The 14680-nt window shown below is 38.8% G+C and carries 16 protein-coding genes; 7 read left to right on the top strand and 9 right to left on the bottom strand.

Features of this window, described 5'->3' with window-relative positions; all coding sequences use genetic code 11:
- Nucleotides 1-713: 713 nt before the first annotated feature.
- Both QZT26_RS12175 and QZT26_RS12170 read left to right on the top strand, forming a co-directional pair.
- The gene (locus QZT26_RS12175) at nucleotides 714-1823 is read left to right on the top strand and encodes a GNAT family N-acetyltransferase/peptidase C39 family protein (RefSeq protein WP_099326593.1); all 1110 of its coding nucleotides are present in this window, start codon (nucleotides 714-716) and stop codon (nucleotides 1821-1823) included.
- Nucleotides 1824-1902: 79 nt separating this feature from the next.
- On the top strand, nucleotides 1903-3405 hold the full coding sequence (locus QZT26_RS12170; RefSeq protein ID WP_099326594.1) for a RimK family protein: 1503 nt from the start codon (nucleotides 1903-1905) through the stop codon (nucleotides 3403-3405).
- A gap of 61 nt (nucleotides 3406-3466) precedes the next feature.
- On the opposite strand, the gene QZT26_RS12165 is transcribed toward QZT26_RS12170, so the two are convergent.
- The 7 genes from QZT26_RS12165 to QZT26_RS12135 all read right to left on the bottom strand — a co-directional run bounded on the left by QZT26_RS12165 (nucleotide 3467) and on the right by QZT26_RS12135 (nucleotide 8820).
- A complete protein-coding gene (locus QZT26_RS12165) occupies nucleotides 3467-4117 on the bottom strand; it encodes a hypothetical protein (protein WP_099326595.1) in 651 nt (216 codons plus the stop codon).
- A gap of 219 nt (nucleotides 4118-4336) precedes the next feature.
- Nucleotides 4337-5254, bottom strand: coding sequence for an NAD(P)H-binding protein (locus QZT26_RS12160; protein WP_164995022.1), 918 nt, complete (start codon nucleotides 5252-5254; stop codon nucleotides 4337-4339).
- 51 nt (nucleotides 5255-5305) lie between these two features.
- On the bottom strand, nucleotides 5306-6457 hold the full coding sequence (locus QZT26_RS12155) for an aminotransferase class V-fold PLP-dependent enzyme (protein WP_099326597.1): 1152 nt from the start codon (nucleotides 6455-6457) through the stop codon (nucleotides 5306-5308).
- A gap of 137 nt (nucleotides 6458-6594) precedes the next feature.
- Nucleotides 6595-7620 (bottom strand): ThiF family adenylyltransferase, encoded by a 1026-nt coding sequence (locus tag QZT26_RS12150; protein WP_164995023.1) that lies wholly within the window; start codon nucleotides 7618-7620, stop codon nucleotides 6595-6597.
- 1 nt (nucleotide 7621) lies between these two features.
- Nucleotides 7622-8299, bottom strand: coding sequence for a hypothetical protein (locus tag QZT26_RS12145; protein ID WP_164995024.1), 678 nt, complete (start codon nucleotides 8297-8299; stop codon nucleotides 7622-7624).
- 59 nt (nucleotides 8300-8358) lie between these two features.
- Nucleotides 8359-8577 (bottom strand): NifU family protein, encoded by a 219-nt coding sequence (locus QZT26_RS12140; RefSeq protein ID WP_099326600.1) that lies wholly within the window; start codon nucleotides 8575-8577, stop codon nucleotides 8359-8361.
- Nucleotides 8578-8595: 18 nt separating this feature from the next.
- Nucleotides 8596-8820 carry a DUF1858 domain-containing protein gene (locus QZT26_RS12135; protein ID WP_099326601.1) on the bottom strand — a complete coding sequence of 75 codons (225 nt, stop codon included), beginning with the start codon at nucleotides 8818-8820 and terminating at the stop codon, nucleotides 8596-8598.
- Between the two features lie 252 nt (nucleotides 8821-9072).
- Here QZT26_RS12135 and ccsA point away from each other — a divergent pair, with 252 nt between their 5' ends.
- Entirely contained in the window at nucleotides 9073-9969 is an 897-nt protein-coding gene (ccsA, locus tag QZT26_RS12130; protein ID WP_099326602.1) for a cytochrome c biogenesis protein CcsA, read from the top strand.
- A gap of 232 nt (nucleotides 9970-10201) precedes the next feature.
- The gene (gene hemA, locus QZT26_RS12125) at nucleotides 10202-11494 is read left to right on the top strand and encodes a glutamyl-tRNA reductase (protein ID WP_099326603.1); all 1293 of its coding nucleotides are present in this window, start codon (nucleotides 10202-10204) and stop codon (nucleotides 11492-11494) included.
- Nucleotides 11495-11560: 66 nt separating this feature from the next.
- Here hemA and queC read toward each other — a convergent pair whose 3' ends face one another.
- On the bottom strand, nucleotides 11561-12238 hold the full coding sequence (gene queC / locus QZT26_RS12120) for a 7-cyano-7-deazaguanine synthase QueC (RefSeq protein ID WP_295102429.1): 678 nt from the start codon (nucleotides 12236-12238) through the stop codon (nucleotides 11561-11563).
- 3 nt (nucleotides 12239-12241) lie between these two features.
- Nucleotides 12242-12877, bottom strand: a complete 636-nt coding sequence (locus QZT26_RS12115) for a radical SAM protein (RefSeq protein ID WP_099326605.1) — start codon at nucleotides 12875-12877, stop codon at nucleotides 12242-12244.
- 122 nt (nucleotides 12878-12999) lie between these two features.
- On the opposite strand from QZT26_RS12115, the gene QZT26_RS12110 reads away from it, so the two are divergent.
- The 3 genes from QZT26_RS12110 to QZT26_RS12100 all read left to right on the top strand — a co-directional run bounded on the left by QZT26_RS12110 (nucleotide 13000) and on the right by QZT26_RS12100 (nucleotide 14635).
- The gene (locus QZT26_RS12110; RefSeq protein ID WP_099327116.1) at nucleotides 13000-13473 is read left to right on the top strand and encodes a 23S rRNA (pseudouridine(1915)-N(3))-methyltransferase RlmH; all 474 of its coding nucleotides are present in this window, start codon (nucleotides 13000-13002) and stop codon (nucleotides 13471-13473) included.
- A gap of 438 nt (nucleotides 13474-13911) precedes the next feature.
- Nucleotides 13912-14127: a hypothetical protein gene (locus tag QZT26_RS12105; protein ID WP_099326606.1), complete on the top strand. Its 216-nt coding sequence runs from the start codon at nucleotides 13912-13914 to the stop codon at nucleotides 14125-14127.
- The gene (locus QZT26_RS12100; protein WP_295102424.1) at nucleotides 14114-14635 is read left to right on the top strand and encodes a hypothetical protein; all 522 of its coding nucleotides are present in this window, start codon (nucleotides 14114-14116) and stop codon (nucleotides 14633-14635) included. The genes QZT26_RS12105 and QZT26_RS12100 overlap by 14 nt, the downstream gene beginning before the upstream one ends.
- The last annotated feature ends 45 nt before the right edge of the window (nucleotides 14636-14680 follow it).

The raw sequence follows: 14680 nt of genomic DNA, 5'->3' as shown, positions 1-14680 counted from the left end.
AGTCATTTTCGTAAACAGCAGTAAGAGCGATTCCGTACTTGGAGGGGTATTCAAAACGTGAAAATGTAGATATTTTTGCGACCGGAGATATTTTGTCCTTGACAAAAGCCTTCTAATGAGTGAACCCACGAATGTAGTTTCCATCGCTATTACGTTCCCAAACAGATACTTCACTATGTTCAGTACAAGGTTTGAGAACGAGTTGTGCTTCGGTAGTTTAATAGATTACGCTGAATAGTTACGGAAATTGTGGGGTGGGTAAAAATTAATGCTGTTGCGTTTCTGTCTTTTAAAACGCAACCCAATTTAAATATGTTTCAAAAAACTAAATTGCTACAAAAATAATTATTTCTTTACTTTTTTATAAAGCGCAGATATAAGCAATTTATAATAAATCATACAAATAGTACTTTTTCGCTTCAATTTAGTCCGAAAATAGGTTTTTACCCTCCCTTGTGAGACTGTTTTAGGCTATGAAGGTTTCACCTGTAGTTTTCATTTCGACCAAAGGATAAATCCTGAAGAGTCCTCGCTCGTTCGGAGTTCCGAATGGCAGATTAAAGGGATGTTTCTTTCTCCTTTGTGACCGAAAGTAATGGATTTTTAGTAGAGAGAGAACTATTAATAGAACATTTCTGACATACCCATTATATAAACTGTCTGTACCTTTTATCATTTCTTTTACATATTTCACAGGGATAAACTGTTTTTACATGATTCAAGAGATTACATTAGAACATCTGGACGAGTTGGAAGAACTTGAAAATAAGAGTTTTGCCACAGATAGACTGTCGCGCAGGAATTTCCGGTATCTTCTGACAAAAGCAAATGCAATAACCCTTGCGGAGATAGTCGATAATGCCATTCGGGGCTACTCTATCATACTCTACAATACCGGTACATCATTAGCCAGGCTCTATTCGTTTGCAGTTGACCCTGATTTTAGAAATCAGGGCATTGGCAAACAACTTCTCGAGGCTTCAGAAAAAGCCGCAATTGATTACGATTGTATTTCCATGAGGCTTGAAGTGAGAGAAGACAATTATAACGCAATACAGTTTTACAAAAAAAACGGATATAAGCAAATAGGGGTTATTGACGATTATTATGAGGATCATATGGACGCTATTCGCTTTGAAAAGCTTTTAGCGCCACATCTTAAGCTGGAAATGGTACATGTTCCTTATTACAGGCAGACATTAGATTTTACTTGCGGCCCTTCAGTATTGATGATGGCAATGAAGGCGCTGGACACCTCTGTAGAGATAAACCGTCAAATGGAATTAAGGATTTGGCGTGAATCTACTACCATTTTTATGACGTCTGGGTATGGTGGTTGCGGGCCTTACGGCCTTGCACTAGCTGCCTTTCGAAGAGGTTTTGACGTTGAAGTGTATGTAAATGAAAGCAGTGCGTTTTTTATTGATTCGGTAAGAAGCCCGTATAAAAAAGAGGTGATACAACTTGTTCAGGAAGATCTTCTTGAAGAACTTAGTCAATTACCTATCGAATTAAAATATAAAACATTAAGCGTATCTGAAATTCAGGAAAAGTTTGATAAGGGTGGTATTCCTATTGTCCTGATAAGCTCTTATCGAATTTACCGTGAAAAATTTCCTCACTGGGTAGTCGTTACCGGCTTTGATGAAAAATATATTTATGTGCATGACCCATTTGTAGATGTAGAGGTTTATAAAACAGAAACAGACTGTATTAACATGCCCATTTTGAAAAAAGATTTTGAACGGATGGCAAAATATGGAAAATCAGGGCAAAAATCAGTAATCATTGTAAAAAAGAAGAAGGCAAACATCCTATCTTAATGGGAATATTCAGGAGACATGCCGTGAAACTATTATATTACCTTATTTTGGAATACTTATTACATTTCGATAAAAAATAATGGCAACTCATATTGTGTTAGTGGAAAATTATAAGGATTGGAATCCTCATTATTCTGATGCATTAGTAGTGACTGCAAAAGATTATGTAGCACACCAGGAATATTTGAAAATAAAAGATATAAAAATTGTTAATTTATGCCGTAGCTACCGGTACCTGAGTCTAGGGTATTATTGTTCGCTTCTTGCGGAAGCACGACGGCACAAAGTGATCCCCTCCGTAAAAACGATCAATGATCTGAGCAGTAAGTCAATTTATAGCCTCAACGTAGAAGACCTCGACGTATCCGTTCAAAAAAGCTTAAAGAAGAGAACGAAACACCTGGCGGAAACCGCGACGTCATTTGATTACATGATATATTTCGGGCAATGCGAAGAGAATGATTTGCAGGAACTCGCACGGCAATTATTCGATATGTTTCGCTGTCCGATCCTCAAAGTAGAGTTTCGTTTTCAGGGCAAGTGGAATATTTTTGCGATAAAACCTTCATACGTGCATAATCTTATCCAAGGGCAGGAAGCTATTTTTTTTCAGGCATTCAATGACTATTTAACAAAACGCTGGCAAACGCCTAAAGTAAAAAACAAAGAAAAGTATGACCTTGCAATTTTATATAATCCGACGGAACAATTACCTCCTTCCAACCAACGGTCTCTCCAAAAATTCATCAAGATTGGGAAAAAACTCGACGTTAACGTTGATTTAATAGAAAAAAAAGACTATTCAAAACTCGCGGAATATGATGCCCTGTTTATTCGTGAGACAACAAGGATTAATCATCATACGTTCCGATTTGCGAAAAAAGCGGAAAATGAAGGCATGGTCGTCATAGATGATCCCGATTCAATTGTGAAATGTACCAATAAGGTATATCTCTTTGAAATACTTTCCGCCAATAAAGTACCTGTCCCTAAAACGATATTGTTGCAGAAAAAAGATATTAATAGAATAATAAAAGCGCTCGAATTAAAGTTTTCTTATCCGATTGTTTTGAAAATACCTGATAGTTCATTTTCAAGGGGAGTAATAAAAGCAGATAATCTTGACGAATTAAAAGAAATAACAAGCCGCCTGTTTGAAGAATCCGATTTGATTCTGGCGCAGGAATTTTTATATACCCCATTTGACTGGCGTATAGGCATTTTAAATCGTGTCCCGATATATGCCTGCCAGTATTTCATGTCGAAAAAGCACTGGCAAATCATACAACATGGCCCTGATGGCCGTTTTACCGGGGGAGACTTTAAAACATTTCATGTTGAAGACGTTCCGCAGGACGTTATTTACATTGCCGTAAAAGCTGCAAATCTCATCGGCAACGGATTGTATGGAGTGGATTTAAAGAAGACCGACAAGGGAGTGCTGGTGATGGAGATAAATGATAATCCTACCATTGACGTAGGTGTAGAAGATGGCTGTTTAGGCGATAAATTGTATCGGATTATTATTGAAGAATTCATTAGAAGACTGAGCATGAAAAACGGCGAAAAGCATGAAAAATAGGTATGCAAGCATAGTGGTGGGTGCAAGCAATAGGGCATAGGGCACTGCCCACAGATTTGAACTAGGGAAGGGGGGGGTATTTGGATAAAATTAAATATTCAAATCCACCGGGGCCACAAACTTTAGTGAGTTGATCAATGATATACTTCTGTCGGGTAGCATTTTCATTGGGACCTGAAATGTAAAAAGGTTTTCCATTTTGTCCAAATTCAATTTCTTCCGAACAGGTATTTGGGTCAACATCACCAAAAATCATACACGCCTTAATATATGCAGGATGAGGATTAAAGCCCAAATCTCTCGCATAGGAAACAGCACTTTCTACTAATTTTCTCACATAGGAAGGGTCTTTTTTCACAAACAATGATGCCTGGTAGCTGTCATGACCCTTAAGTTTGGCGTTATATTCAGTTTCCGGGGCGACAATATACATTGCGTTTTTTACTCCTAAGCAATATACATCAACTAAAAAAGCACTAGCGGCGATATTGCCGTTTGGCAGAACCCTGCTAAATAATATATTCGTGATACCCCTGTCTAAGGTCTCCTGCATCAGACACTCATACATAGGATATTTTGCAATCTTTTCCGCGTCGATTTTATTAAATAATACTTCTTTTTTTAATTTTGTTGTTTTTTTTGCAAGTATCAATTTTCTTTTCGCCTTCTTTTTTTCAACTTTCTTTTGCTGTTTTTTGTCTCTTTTGTGCATGTTAGTTCCTTAATTAATATACTATATATAGCGTTTCATTAAAATATCTACATTGATACCGTCATTGCGAGCGATAGCGAAGCAATCTTAAGTCTTTTGGGAACAAGAGATTGCTTCGTCGCTCCACTCCTCGCAATGACATTTTTTTACGCACACATTTTAACGAAACAAGGGACAATTAAATATTTTGTTAATACTTTATAAGCATCTTGAGTCTAATTATTTTATTCTTCTTCTCGCAAGTTCGCTTTCGTATTGTTTTCCCAGTATTGATGCATTTTCCCTCGCCCATTCGGTTAATTTTGTATTGCCCGCCGGAGGTGCATCAACGTAAAGCAAGTCATCCATAAGCCCTTCTATTTCATCTTTTGTTATCAAAACATCATGGACAAATTTCCCGATAATTAGTGCAAGGCAATATCCAATGAAGGGAGAAACTGAAATAAAAAGTCTCTTTTTACCAATGATGTCGCCAATTTCCGTAACCAAATCACGATAAGAAAATGTTTCAGGTCCGATGGCATTAATAATGGTATTTTCGCTCTTTTCACCTTGCTCCACCGCCAATGTGGCAAAATCATTTACGTAAATTGGTTGTAAACGATAATTGCCCTCGCCGAATATACTAAAAAAGGGAAATTTTCGCAACGCCCACGCAATGTTGTTGATCAAAATGCCTTCCTTTCCGAACAAGACAGCCGGACGTAAAATAGCATACGAAATACCGGATTCTATAAGGTTTTTTTCGATTATTGCCTTATCCCTGAAATACTCATACGGTGAACTTTCGGAAGGGTTCGTTATACTCGTGTGTACTATTCTTTTTACTCCGGCTTTTTTAGCCGTTTCGAACAGGGCAAAAGTATTTTGTATCGCAGTGGAGTAACCAAAAGTCTTGTAATTAAAACGAACCCAATAGGTGTTGTAGAGCACTGAAACACCACTTAATGATTCCGCAAGTTTCTCTGGCTTGTCAAAATTAAAAGGATACGCCTTTACACTTTCACCAAAAGGGTTAGGGCGATGCAAGGAATTGGTGAGGGTAATGACATTACGCCCGCGGTCTAATAAGTTTCTTGCAATATATCTTCCGGAAAATCCGAATGCTCCGGTGACGGCATGTAATTCAGTACTCATACTGATTTGTTTAATATAGGGGTTATTGATAGGATAATGGCGGTTTTGTACTTAATGAATCGTTTCATTTGCAATGTCATTCAATGCAGAGATTAATATATCTATTTCTTCTTCCGTGTTAAAAAAACCAGGACTAATTCTTATTGTGCCATCGGGATACGTACCCATTTGCTGATGAACAAAAGGTGCGCAATGTAGTCCGGGTCGTACTGCAATAGTAAATGATTGATCTAATATTGCCCCTGCTTCTGCTGCAGTATATCCTTTTATGTTTATTGAAAGTATTCCTACTTTCCTTGATACATCTTTCGTCCCATATAAAATAAATCGTTCATCATTTTGAAGGGCATTGATTATTTTTTGAATTAATTTCCGTTCATGCGCCCTAATCGTGTGTGTACCCTTTGATACGACATATTCAATTCCAGCTTTCAGGCCAACGATACCAACGGTATTTGGGGTGCCGCTTTCCAGCCGGAACGGCATTTCTTCCGGTTGTGTTAATGATGCGGGTTCAAATCCAGTGCCTCCCTCTCTCCATGGACGAAGCTTAATACGTTCATGGATATAAAGACCGCCTGTTCCCGTTGGGCCAAAGGGCGCTTTATGTCCCGTAAACGCAAGCATATCAATATTGCATTCATTAACATCAATTTCACATACTCCGGTAGTTTGCGCTGCATCTACCATAAACACAATATCCCGTTCTTTTGCAATCAAACCAATTTCTTTTATCGGTTGAATTGTGCCAAGAACGTTTGTTGCATGGGTGAGAACGATTAAGCGGGTTTTGGGAGTAATGGCATTTTTTACGTCGTCAGGATTAATAAAACCATCAGAGGAATTTTTCACCTTTGTTACGGTTATTTTATTATCTTGTGCTAATCCGTTTAATGCGCGGGATACAGCGTTATGTTCAAGATAAGAAGTAATTGCATGATCGCCTGTTTTGAGTAACCCTTTTATGCCCATATTTATCGCATCAGTTGCATTGAAGGTAAATACAAACCTGTTTGGGTCCTTTATGGCAAGAAAATCCGCAATTATCTTTCTTGTATTCTCAATTTCACGTTCTACGGTGACTGCCATCCTGTGGCCGGAACGTCCGGGGTTAGCCCCCATTGTCCTGTAAAAGGTATCCATTGACGTATATACAATTTCCGGTTTCGGATAACTTGTTGCTGCATTATCTAAATAGATCATAATTAAATAGGTCCCCTAAGCTGGCGTAGCCAGAACCAAACAAGCATGAAATAAAAAATACGAGATTCGAAGTACTAAATACGAAACAAATCCGAATAACAAAGCATCAAATCCAAAATATACAATAATAATCGGTTTTACATCCCGATGTATTTTGCATAAATACCTTTTGCCGTTATTACATCATTTGTTCCGGCTATAATTGTCCTGCCGTCAGGGAAGGCCGTTAATTCATAATTATTTACCTTCAACCGTAGCAGATATTTATTAAAAGATACGTTTCCTGCTGTACTCAAACGCGAGGCAAGCGTTGACAAATCAATCGTTGAACCGTTTGCCGGTGCGATTTGCACTGCATTTCGTCCGCATAAAGAAGTGGTTGAAGAGTATTTTTCATTCCTTAAATATTCATATTGTTTGTTTTTACAGGCCTTACAATCATTTATTTCTCTGAGGTTGTTTATATTAAGCCTTGTTATCTCATTCTTCCACAAATCAAATTTGAGAAGCTGCCTGTTAATAGACGCGCCATTGCCAGTCAGGATTTTTAAAGCCTCGGCAACCTGAATCGAGGCGATCAAACTTGCGGCAGGCGATAGTATCCCTGCGGTATCACATGTTTCAGTATTGCCGAAAGGGGGAATGTCCTGCATGACACAGCGTAAACAGGGGGTTTCTCCGGGAACGATTGTCATCGTTAATCCCGTACTGCCAATACATGCACCATAAATCCATGGAATGTCATTTTTCACACAATAATCGTTAATGAGAAACCGGGTTTCAAAATTATCGGTGCCGTCAATGATTATATTTGCATTGTGTAAGTTTGTATCGATATTGGAGGGATTAATATCCGTGACGGCTGCTTCTATTATTATGTCGGAGTTGATTTTTTGTAGTTTTTTTTGGGCGGCTATTGCTTTGGGTAGATTATTCCTGAGGTCTTCTTCATCAAATAATGTCTGGCGCTGCAAGTTGCTTTCTTCAATAAAATCCCGGTCGATTATTTTTACACGATTCACCCCGCTGCGTACCAGGAGATTTGCAGAAGTACAGCCCAATGCACCGCATCCAATAATGGCGACTGTCGTATGGGCGAGTTTTTTTTGTCCTTCTTTTCCTATGGCAGAGAATAATTCCTGCCGGACATAACGATCAGACATGTTAACTGTTATTTTTTAGAATACTTAAACACGATTTGTCGCCGGATGCAATTGCCTTTTCTCTTTTATATGTTGAGCTGGGATTCAGTCCCTTACAAAAACCGGAAATCCATGCATTAACAATATCGCACATCGTTAAAAAATCTGTACCTGTATTTTTCCAGTATTTTTCATGTACACATTCCTCATGATCCCAGGTGGTGCATTTCTCTGAATCTTCCACAACCTGAGCGCCTCTGTCGCAAGGCATCCCATCGCACAGGTAATCACCCAGTAATTCAAATGCCTTTGATGTACTTTTGCACTCGTTCGCAGATAACCCTTTACGGTTTACGGCCTCCTTACCACATTGAATGCCATGAGCATGCGCTGCTTCGGAGGCAATTTTCCCGGCATCATCATATTTTGCACAAAAGGCAGCTATAATAGCTGCCTCCCGCGTTTCTCCCTCGATAATAATGCTTTGAATCCCCTGATGAATGGACTTGTTTGCCAGTAATTCTTCTAACGATTTAGTGCTGTCTGTTTGAGGGTATTTTTTATATACCTCTCCGAGCAATGCTTCTGCGTCAGCACCGTATCTTGCTTTGAATGCAGAGACAATATTATTTTCGCGTGCTTCAGAAGTCTTTATTTTTCCAAACATCCAATGGTGGATAGGTCCCAGGACCATGCTCATAATAGCGCTCCTTTTATTTATCAGTCTCTTCTGTATTGCGTTGCCTAATAGATAGTAACTTACGCCAGTTCTACGGATTCAATCTCAGGGATAATTTCCTTAAGTCTGGCTTCAACTCCATATTTCAATGTGGCAAGAGAGCTGGGGCATGAACCACATGCGCCTTTTAAACGCACTTTAACAATACCATCTTCATAATCAACAAGCTCAATATCTCCGCCGTCTGCTTGTAATGCCGGCCTAATGCCCTTAAGAGCCTCTTCTATTTTTTCCTTCATTATTCTTCCTCCTTAAAATTATGATTTATGTTTTTCGATAATTTCATTTAATTCCTTTATGATAACTTCCGGATCTACATTATGCATCGTTGCGCCAAATGCAATGTCTTCTGTTTTAGAACCGGGGCAGGTATAGCAGCCTGCGCCAAAATACTTTTTTACAACGGATTCTGTTTCGGGGTAATTTTGGATTACATCGCCTATGGAAGTCTTCTTTGTTATCTTAGGTTTTGTTTCCGGCATAGATAAAACCTTTCTTAAATAATACGTTTTAAAAGTAAAAGCTCTTACTGAGTACAACCACTTAAAAAAGCTTATTCAAATCAGAAAGCATAGAAGCGGGTTGTGATTCCATTCAAAAAATGATTACGGTTTTCAGGTTATCTGACAAATAAATATTTGTCAATTAAAAAAAAACCAATATATTTCCTACTATCGCTGACGATTGAAAATAATGGTTGATTAATAGAGGGTTATTTTTTAAATTAACCTATTATGTTTACGGCATCTCACATTCCATTTATAATAAGCATCGTCTTGTACCTTATTTCATCGGTATGGTCGGTCGGTCACATTATAAAACCTGATTTATTTAACAAAAAAGTGGCCAGATGGGCAACGGTAATGGGCTTTTTAATCCATAGCGGGTATCTCATCTTTCTTGGCATTCGTTCTAACAACATTCCCATCACAAACGTTTATGAATCTTTTGTTTCATTGCTCTGGTGCGTCTTATTTGTCTTTATCAACATAGATTACCTCTATAAATTGCCTTCTCTGGATACCTTTCTCATGCCGCTCGTTACGGCGCTTTCTCTATGGGCGCTCTCTTTTGATAAAAGTGACATGTTGATTACGGTGAGTCTCCAGAAATTCTGGCTTGTTGCCCATATTATTCCTATTTTTATCGGCTATGCGGCTTTTACTATATCGTTTAGTTTGAGCGTAATGTATTTAACACAGCAGAGACAGCTAAAGCATAAAATATTTGGTCGTCTGTTTAACAAACTCCCTTCTTTGGAAGGTATTGATATGCTCATTTGGAAGACTATTTCTTTCGGTTTTCCATTACTTACTCTTGGTTTGGTATTTGGTACGTTCTGGGTAAAGACACAGGATATTTTGGGGGAAATGTGGTATTTGGATCCCAAAGTTATTCTTGGCCTTGCCACATGGCTTATTTATGCCGCCTTATTACACATGCGCCTGGTTGCTTCCTTTCACGGCACAAAGATAGCGTTATTAACGATTGCCGGTTTTTGTTTTGTTCTTTTTACCTTTATCGGAGCATTTTTTATCGGGTCAAAACACGCTTTTCAAAAACTGAGCACTAATGCGGCATATATCGAAATTTTAGCGGCGAATAAACAACAGTACCCTAAGCGGACATAGCTGATAAAAAATACGAAGCACGAAATACGAAAGAGGAACCACTGATTGCACGGATTGCATCGATTAAAAAAGTAGCCGGCAATCCACAATCTACAGTCGGCAAATTGCAGATTGCAGACTGAGTACTGAGCGAAAAATGGGAATCTTAGGATTTCCTACTTTTTAACGGTACAACCATAGCGGAAGTAAGAGTTATTATTATTTTGATTTGCAATAAGGATTAAATAAAATCATGAGTATTTTAGTGGTGGGACTAAATCATAAATCTGCTCCGGTTGATATCAGGGAAAAGCTTGCATTTAATAATAATTCTGTTTCAAACGCACTGTCTTTATTTTCCCAAAAATATCCTTCGTCAGAAGCAGTTATTTTATCCACCTGTAACCGCGTAGAAATGTACGCGTCGTCCGCTTCAGATGCGGTGAAATTGGAAGATATCCTCTCGTTCCTGGCGGAATTTCATAAAATCGAAGAAAATGAATTTTCCCAGTATATGTATCATTATAAAGACGACCGTGCGGTGATGCATCTCTTCCATGTGAGTTCCAGCATTGATTCTATGGTAATCGGTGAGTCGCAAATTCTTTCACAGGTTAAAGAGGCATACACACTCGCCAGCATGGAACAATCAACCGGAAAAATTCTCAATCAATTATTCCAACAGGCGTTAAATATTTCCAAAACGATACACACCAATACTTCCATAGGCCAGGGCAAGGTTTCCATAAGCTCTGTTGCTGTCGAATTTGCTGAAAAGATATTCCAGGATTTTGCCGGCAAAATGGTATTAGTGGTAGGGGCTGGTGAGATGTGTGAACTTTTGCTTAAACACCTTTATGAAGAGGGGGCGCGAACGATTATTGTAGCAAACCGTACCTTTGAACGCGCACAGGCAATTGCTGATGCATTTCAAGGTGAGGCGATTAAATATGAATTGCTCGGTGAATACCTTTCAAAGACTGATATTATTATTACTTCCACCTCAGCGCCGCATTACGTAATTCATAGCGATCAGGTGAAAGACGCAATTAAGCACCGCAGGGGGAATCCCATGTTCCTTATCGATATTGCCGTTCCCAGAGACATAGAACCGTCTGTTGGCAATATCGACAATGTGTATTTATATAATATTGATGACCTTCAATCCGTTGTAAACCAGAACCTTGACGACAGAACCCGCGAAATCGAAAAATGTCGGGCAATTATTGAAAAAGAAGTGGAACACTTCATGGCAAAGCTTGAACAAATAAAGATAGAACCTGCGATAACATTATTGAGAAACAGTTTTCACACCATCGGAAAAGATGAATTAAGCCGCTTGAAACCAAAACTGAGGAATATTAATGATGAAGAATGGAACCAGGTGGTTTACACTATGGAAAGAACCCTCAATAAACTCTTGCATCATCCTGCCAAGATAGCAAAGCAGGAAGCAAGTAACGGAGGAGGATACCGTTACGTAGAGACAATTAAAAAACTCTTTGGCGTCTTTCATCACCATTCATCAGAAGATTCAAACAAATAGCCCCGCCTCATAGTATCACCATGTAAAAATGTATTACCCCATGCAATTGTTCACCATGCCGGCGTATCATGCATATTCAACCGGGTCTTTGTATCCGGATTCTTCGAATGCCTTTCGTCTTAGATAACAGCTATTGCACACACCGCAAGCCTTATCAGTGTTTTTGTAACATGACCAGCTAAGATGGAGCGGCGCTTTCAATGATATACCCAATGTTACAATCTCTGCCTTCGTTTTAAAAATAAGTGGAGTCTCCACCGCTATGCGGGTTTCAGGTTTTGTTCCGGCGTCAATCAATTTGTTAAACACTTCGTAATAAAATGGTTTACAATCAGGGTATTCCGGGGTGTCGTGTGAAACGGCGCCGATGAATACCTTTTCAGCGCCGATAACCTCTGCCCATGAAACTGCTACGGAAAGAAAGAGGGTATTTCTGAATGGCACGTATGTTGTCGGAATTTCTTTGCTATCAGGCTCTGCCTCTTGAACAGGTATCATCGTATCCGTAAGGCTTGAACCGCCAATTTTTTTAAGATAATCGATATTTGCAATAAGAATTTGTTCGGCAGGGACTTTGTAATATGCGGCTATTTCATGGAATGCCGAAAGTTCTTTTGATTCGGTTCTTTGTCCATAATTGATATGTAATAATGCGAGATCGTATGTTTCATTTGCGATTGCAGCGGTTACACAGCTATCCAAACCGCCGCTGGCAAGCACAATAGCAGTATCTTTTCCTTTCATTTTTTACACGCCCCTTGTTTCCGGCCCCCAAATATACTTATGCATCTGAAGCTGCAACCGCACGTTAATGTGATCCTCTAAAATCCATGAAGCAATTAAAGAAGGTTGAATCATTCCGTAAACAGGATTCATTAAGATATGGGCAATTTCGGTTAGATGATATTTACTGATCATTGATCTTGCCCATTCATAGTCGTTTCGTGAAGACAGGACAAATTTAACCTCATCCTTTTTTGTTAAATGCGATATATTGTGCCAGCACATTTTATGGCTCATACCGCTGTCTGGACACTTTACATCCAAAATCCTTATTGTACCTTCGGGCAAAACACTGACGTCATAACTGCCGTTTGTTTCAACAAGAACGGTATAATTCCTGTTAAGTAATTCACGTACCAACACAGGTGTATTGTGATTTGACAGAGGTTCTCCCCCGGTAACACACACTGATTTCAATCCGAATGAATCAATCTTGTCAATGATGGAAGAAATTGGCATTTCATTCCCTTCATCATAGGCATACTGCGTATCACAATAGCTGCAGCGCAAGTTGCATCCGGTTAACCTGACAAAAACAAACGGAAGGCCGGTAAAAGACGTCTCTCCCTGTATACTCCTGAATATTTCATTAATCAACATGCAATAATTTTATCAGCAAAAGAAATCCTTGCAAAGTAATTAATGGTATTGATACTATTTCATTTCGTATTCGGATGTTATTCAATGTACGATTTACGGCAGGGGATGTTACGGATATTCACATGAAGATTGAACTTATAGTAACAGGGAAAACGGAAGATGACTATCTGAAGAGGGGGATATCCGTTTATGCAAACAGGCTAAAGCATTATTGCGCATTTAATATTGCAGAAATTTCTTCAGTAAAACCTATTAGCAGCAAATCGTCTGAAGATGTGAAGGAAAGAGAAGCAGTTGCTCTTGAAAAATTGCTGGCGCCAACAGACTTTGTTGTACTGTTGGACGAAAAGGGCAGAGAACTGACTTCTGTTGAATTTGCTGATTTTTTACAGCAAAAGATGAATACGGGTGTAAGGGCAGTTAAATTTGTCTCCGGCGGGGCATACGGCATTGCAACACAGATAAAAAAAAGGGCAAATTTTACGTTATCATTATCACTGATGACGTTTTCTCATCAGATGGTGCGCCTGTTTTTCGTAGAGCAACTTTATAGGGCAATGACCATTATCAGGAATGAAAAATATCACCACGAATGATTGAGATATAGTCAAACAAGTCAGGTTTTTGAAACTTAAACCGGCAAATGCAGGCGATTCGCACTACATTTTTAGAAAATCAGAAGCTTTTGGCTATAGTACCTGGTGTAAAATAATTATTTCCCTTGCCCTTTTACGGCAAAAATAGTAATTGCTGTAACAATTTAGTTTTTTGAAAAAGTAGGGGCGAAGCATTTGCCAGTTTGGGGAAGAACGCATTTGTGAAATTTATAGCGAATGCTTCGCCCCTGCACTATACGGCAAACATCGTTATTATTGGAATTTATCAAAGAACTAAAGGGGAGTATTCCCGAACTAAAGTGTTACGAAAGAAAAAAAATGTCTATTCTACATGCTGCATTCATGCTGCATTCAGCTTACAATATAACAAAGGTTAATGCGTGGCCATTCGTGGCTAACTATTGAGGACTGTATGGTATGAGGCTGGACAAAGGGCAGATTGAAGTAGTGGACGATAAGGTTGCGGAGATACTCCGTGGAAAAACAGGCATGGAGCGATTACAAATAGTTTGGGATTTATGGACGTATTTTCAAAAGAGTCTGAGGGCATATTTAAAAAACCTTCATCCTGAATGGACTGATGAAGAATTGCAAAAAGAGATTATAAGGCGGATGACCCGTGGAACAAACTAAACTTATGCGTTTGATTGTTCAGGTGTTGGAATCCCTGGAAATACCGTATATGATTACTGGTTCTCACGCATCTGCATATTATGGTGAACCCCGTTTTACCATGGATATTGATATTGTCGCAGACCTGAAAGAAGAACAGATTGATGGATTTATCACATTCTTTCAGTCTGATGAATTTTATTGTGATAAAGAAACGATAAGGACTGAAATAAAAAGGCGGGGACAGTTCAATATCATCCACTCTACTTCAGGGTTAAAAATTGACATTATTTTGACAAAAGAAACCACTTTTTCTAAAACTGAATTTTCCAGGAGAAAAAGGGAATCACTGTTTATTGATAAAAAAGCGAACTTTACAACACCGGAAGATGTAATTATAAAAAAAATGGAATTTTATAAAGAGGGCGGTTCTGAAAAACACCTCCGTACTACTATCCATCAATTTCTTGTTTTTTATGCGTGTTTTTCATGCCGCCATTTCCGTAAGTGCTTTAATATCAAGGGCTGAAGCGGTCATCAGTGAACAAGAGAACTTCTGGCCTTTCTCCGTCAA

The sequence above is a fragment of the uncultured Candidatus Kuenenia sp. genome (genome assembly GCF_900696675.1).
Classification (GTDB): Bacteria; Planctomycetota; Brocadiia; order Brocadiales; family Brocadiaceae; genus Kuenenia; species Kuenenia stuttgartiensis_A.
The sequence above is the reverse complement of the archived record's forward strand: the minus strand, read 5'-3'. Positions and strand labels throughout refer to the sequence as shown.

What these genes read in the sequence shown, in the direction of transcription:
- ccsA (WP_099326602.1), top strand. Translation starts at nt 9,073, where the DNA reads ATGTTTACGGCATCTCACATTCCATTTATAATAAGCATCGTCTTGTAC.
- QZT26_RS12170 (WP_099326594.1), top strand. Translation starts at nt 1,903, where the DNA reads ATGGCAACTCATATTGTGTTAGTGGAAAATTATAAGGATTGGAATCCT.
- QZT26_RS12140 (WP_099326600.1), bottom strand. Translation starts at nt 8,577, where the DNA reads ATGAAGGAAAAAATAGAAGAGGCTCTTAAGGGCATTAGGCCGGCATTA.
- QZT26_RS12165 (WP_099326595.1), bottom strand. Translation starts at nt 4,117, where the DNA reads ATGCACAAAAGAGACAAAAAACAGCAAAAGAAAGTTGAAAAAAAGAAG.
- QZT26_RS12150 (WP_164995023.1), bottom strand. Translation starts at nt 7,620, where the DNA reads ATGTCTGATCGTTATGTCCGGCAGGAATTATTCTCTGCCATAGGAAAA.
- QZT26_RS12145 (WP_164995024.1), bottom strand. Translation starts at nt 8,299, where the DNA reads ATGAGCATGGTCCTGGGACCTATCCACCATTGGATGTTTGGAAAAATA.
- QZT26_RS12155 (WP_099326597.1), bottom strand. Translation starts at nt 6,457, where the DNA reads ATGATCTATTTAGATAATGCAGCAACAAGTTATCCGAAACCGGAAATT.
- queC (WP_295102429.1), bottom strand. Translation starts at nt 12,238, where the DNA reads ATGAAAGGAAAAGATACTGCTATTGTGCTTGCCAGCGGCGGTTTGGAT.
- QZT26_RS12175 (WP_099326593.1), top strand. Translation starts at nt 714, where the DNA reads ATGATTCAAGAGATTACATTAGAACATCTGGACGAGTTGGAAGAACTT.
- hemA (WP_099326603.1), top strand. Translation starts at nt 10,202, where the DNA reads ATGAGTATTTTAGTGGTGGGACTAAATCATAAATCTGCTCCGGTTGAT.
- QZT26_RS12110 (WP_099327116.1), top strand. Translation starts at nt 13,000, where the DNA reads ATGAAGATTGAACTTATAGTAACAGGGAAAACGGAAGATGACTATCTG.
- QZT26_RS12115 (WP_099326605.1), bottom strand. Translation starts at nt 12,877, where the DNA reads ATGTTGATTAATGAAATATTCAGGAGTATACAGGGAGAGACGTCTTTT.
- QZT26_RS12105 (WP_099326606.1), top strand. Translation starts at nt 13,912, where the DNA reads ATGAGGCTGGACAAAGGGCAGATTGAAGTAGTGGACGATAAGGTTGCG.
- QZT26_RS12160 (WP_164995022.1), bottom strand. Translation starts at nt 5,254, where the DNA reads ATGAGTACTGAATTACATGCCGTCACCGGAGCATTCGGATTTTCCGGA.
- QZT26_RS12135 (WP_099326601.1), bottom strand. Translation starts at nt 8,820, where the DNA reads ATGCCGGAAACAAAACCTAAGATAACAAAGAAGACTTCCATAGGCGAT.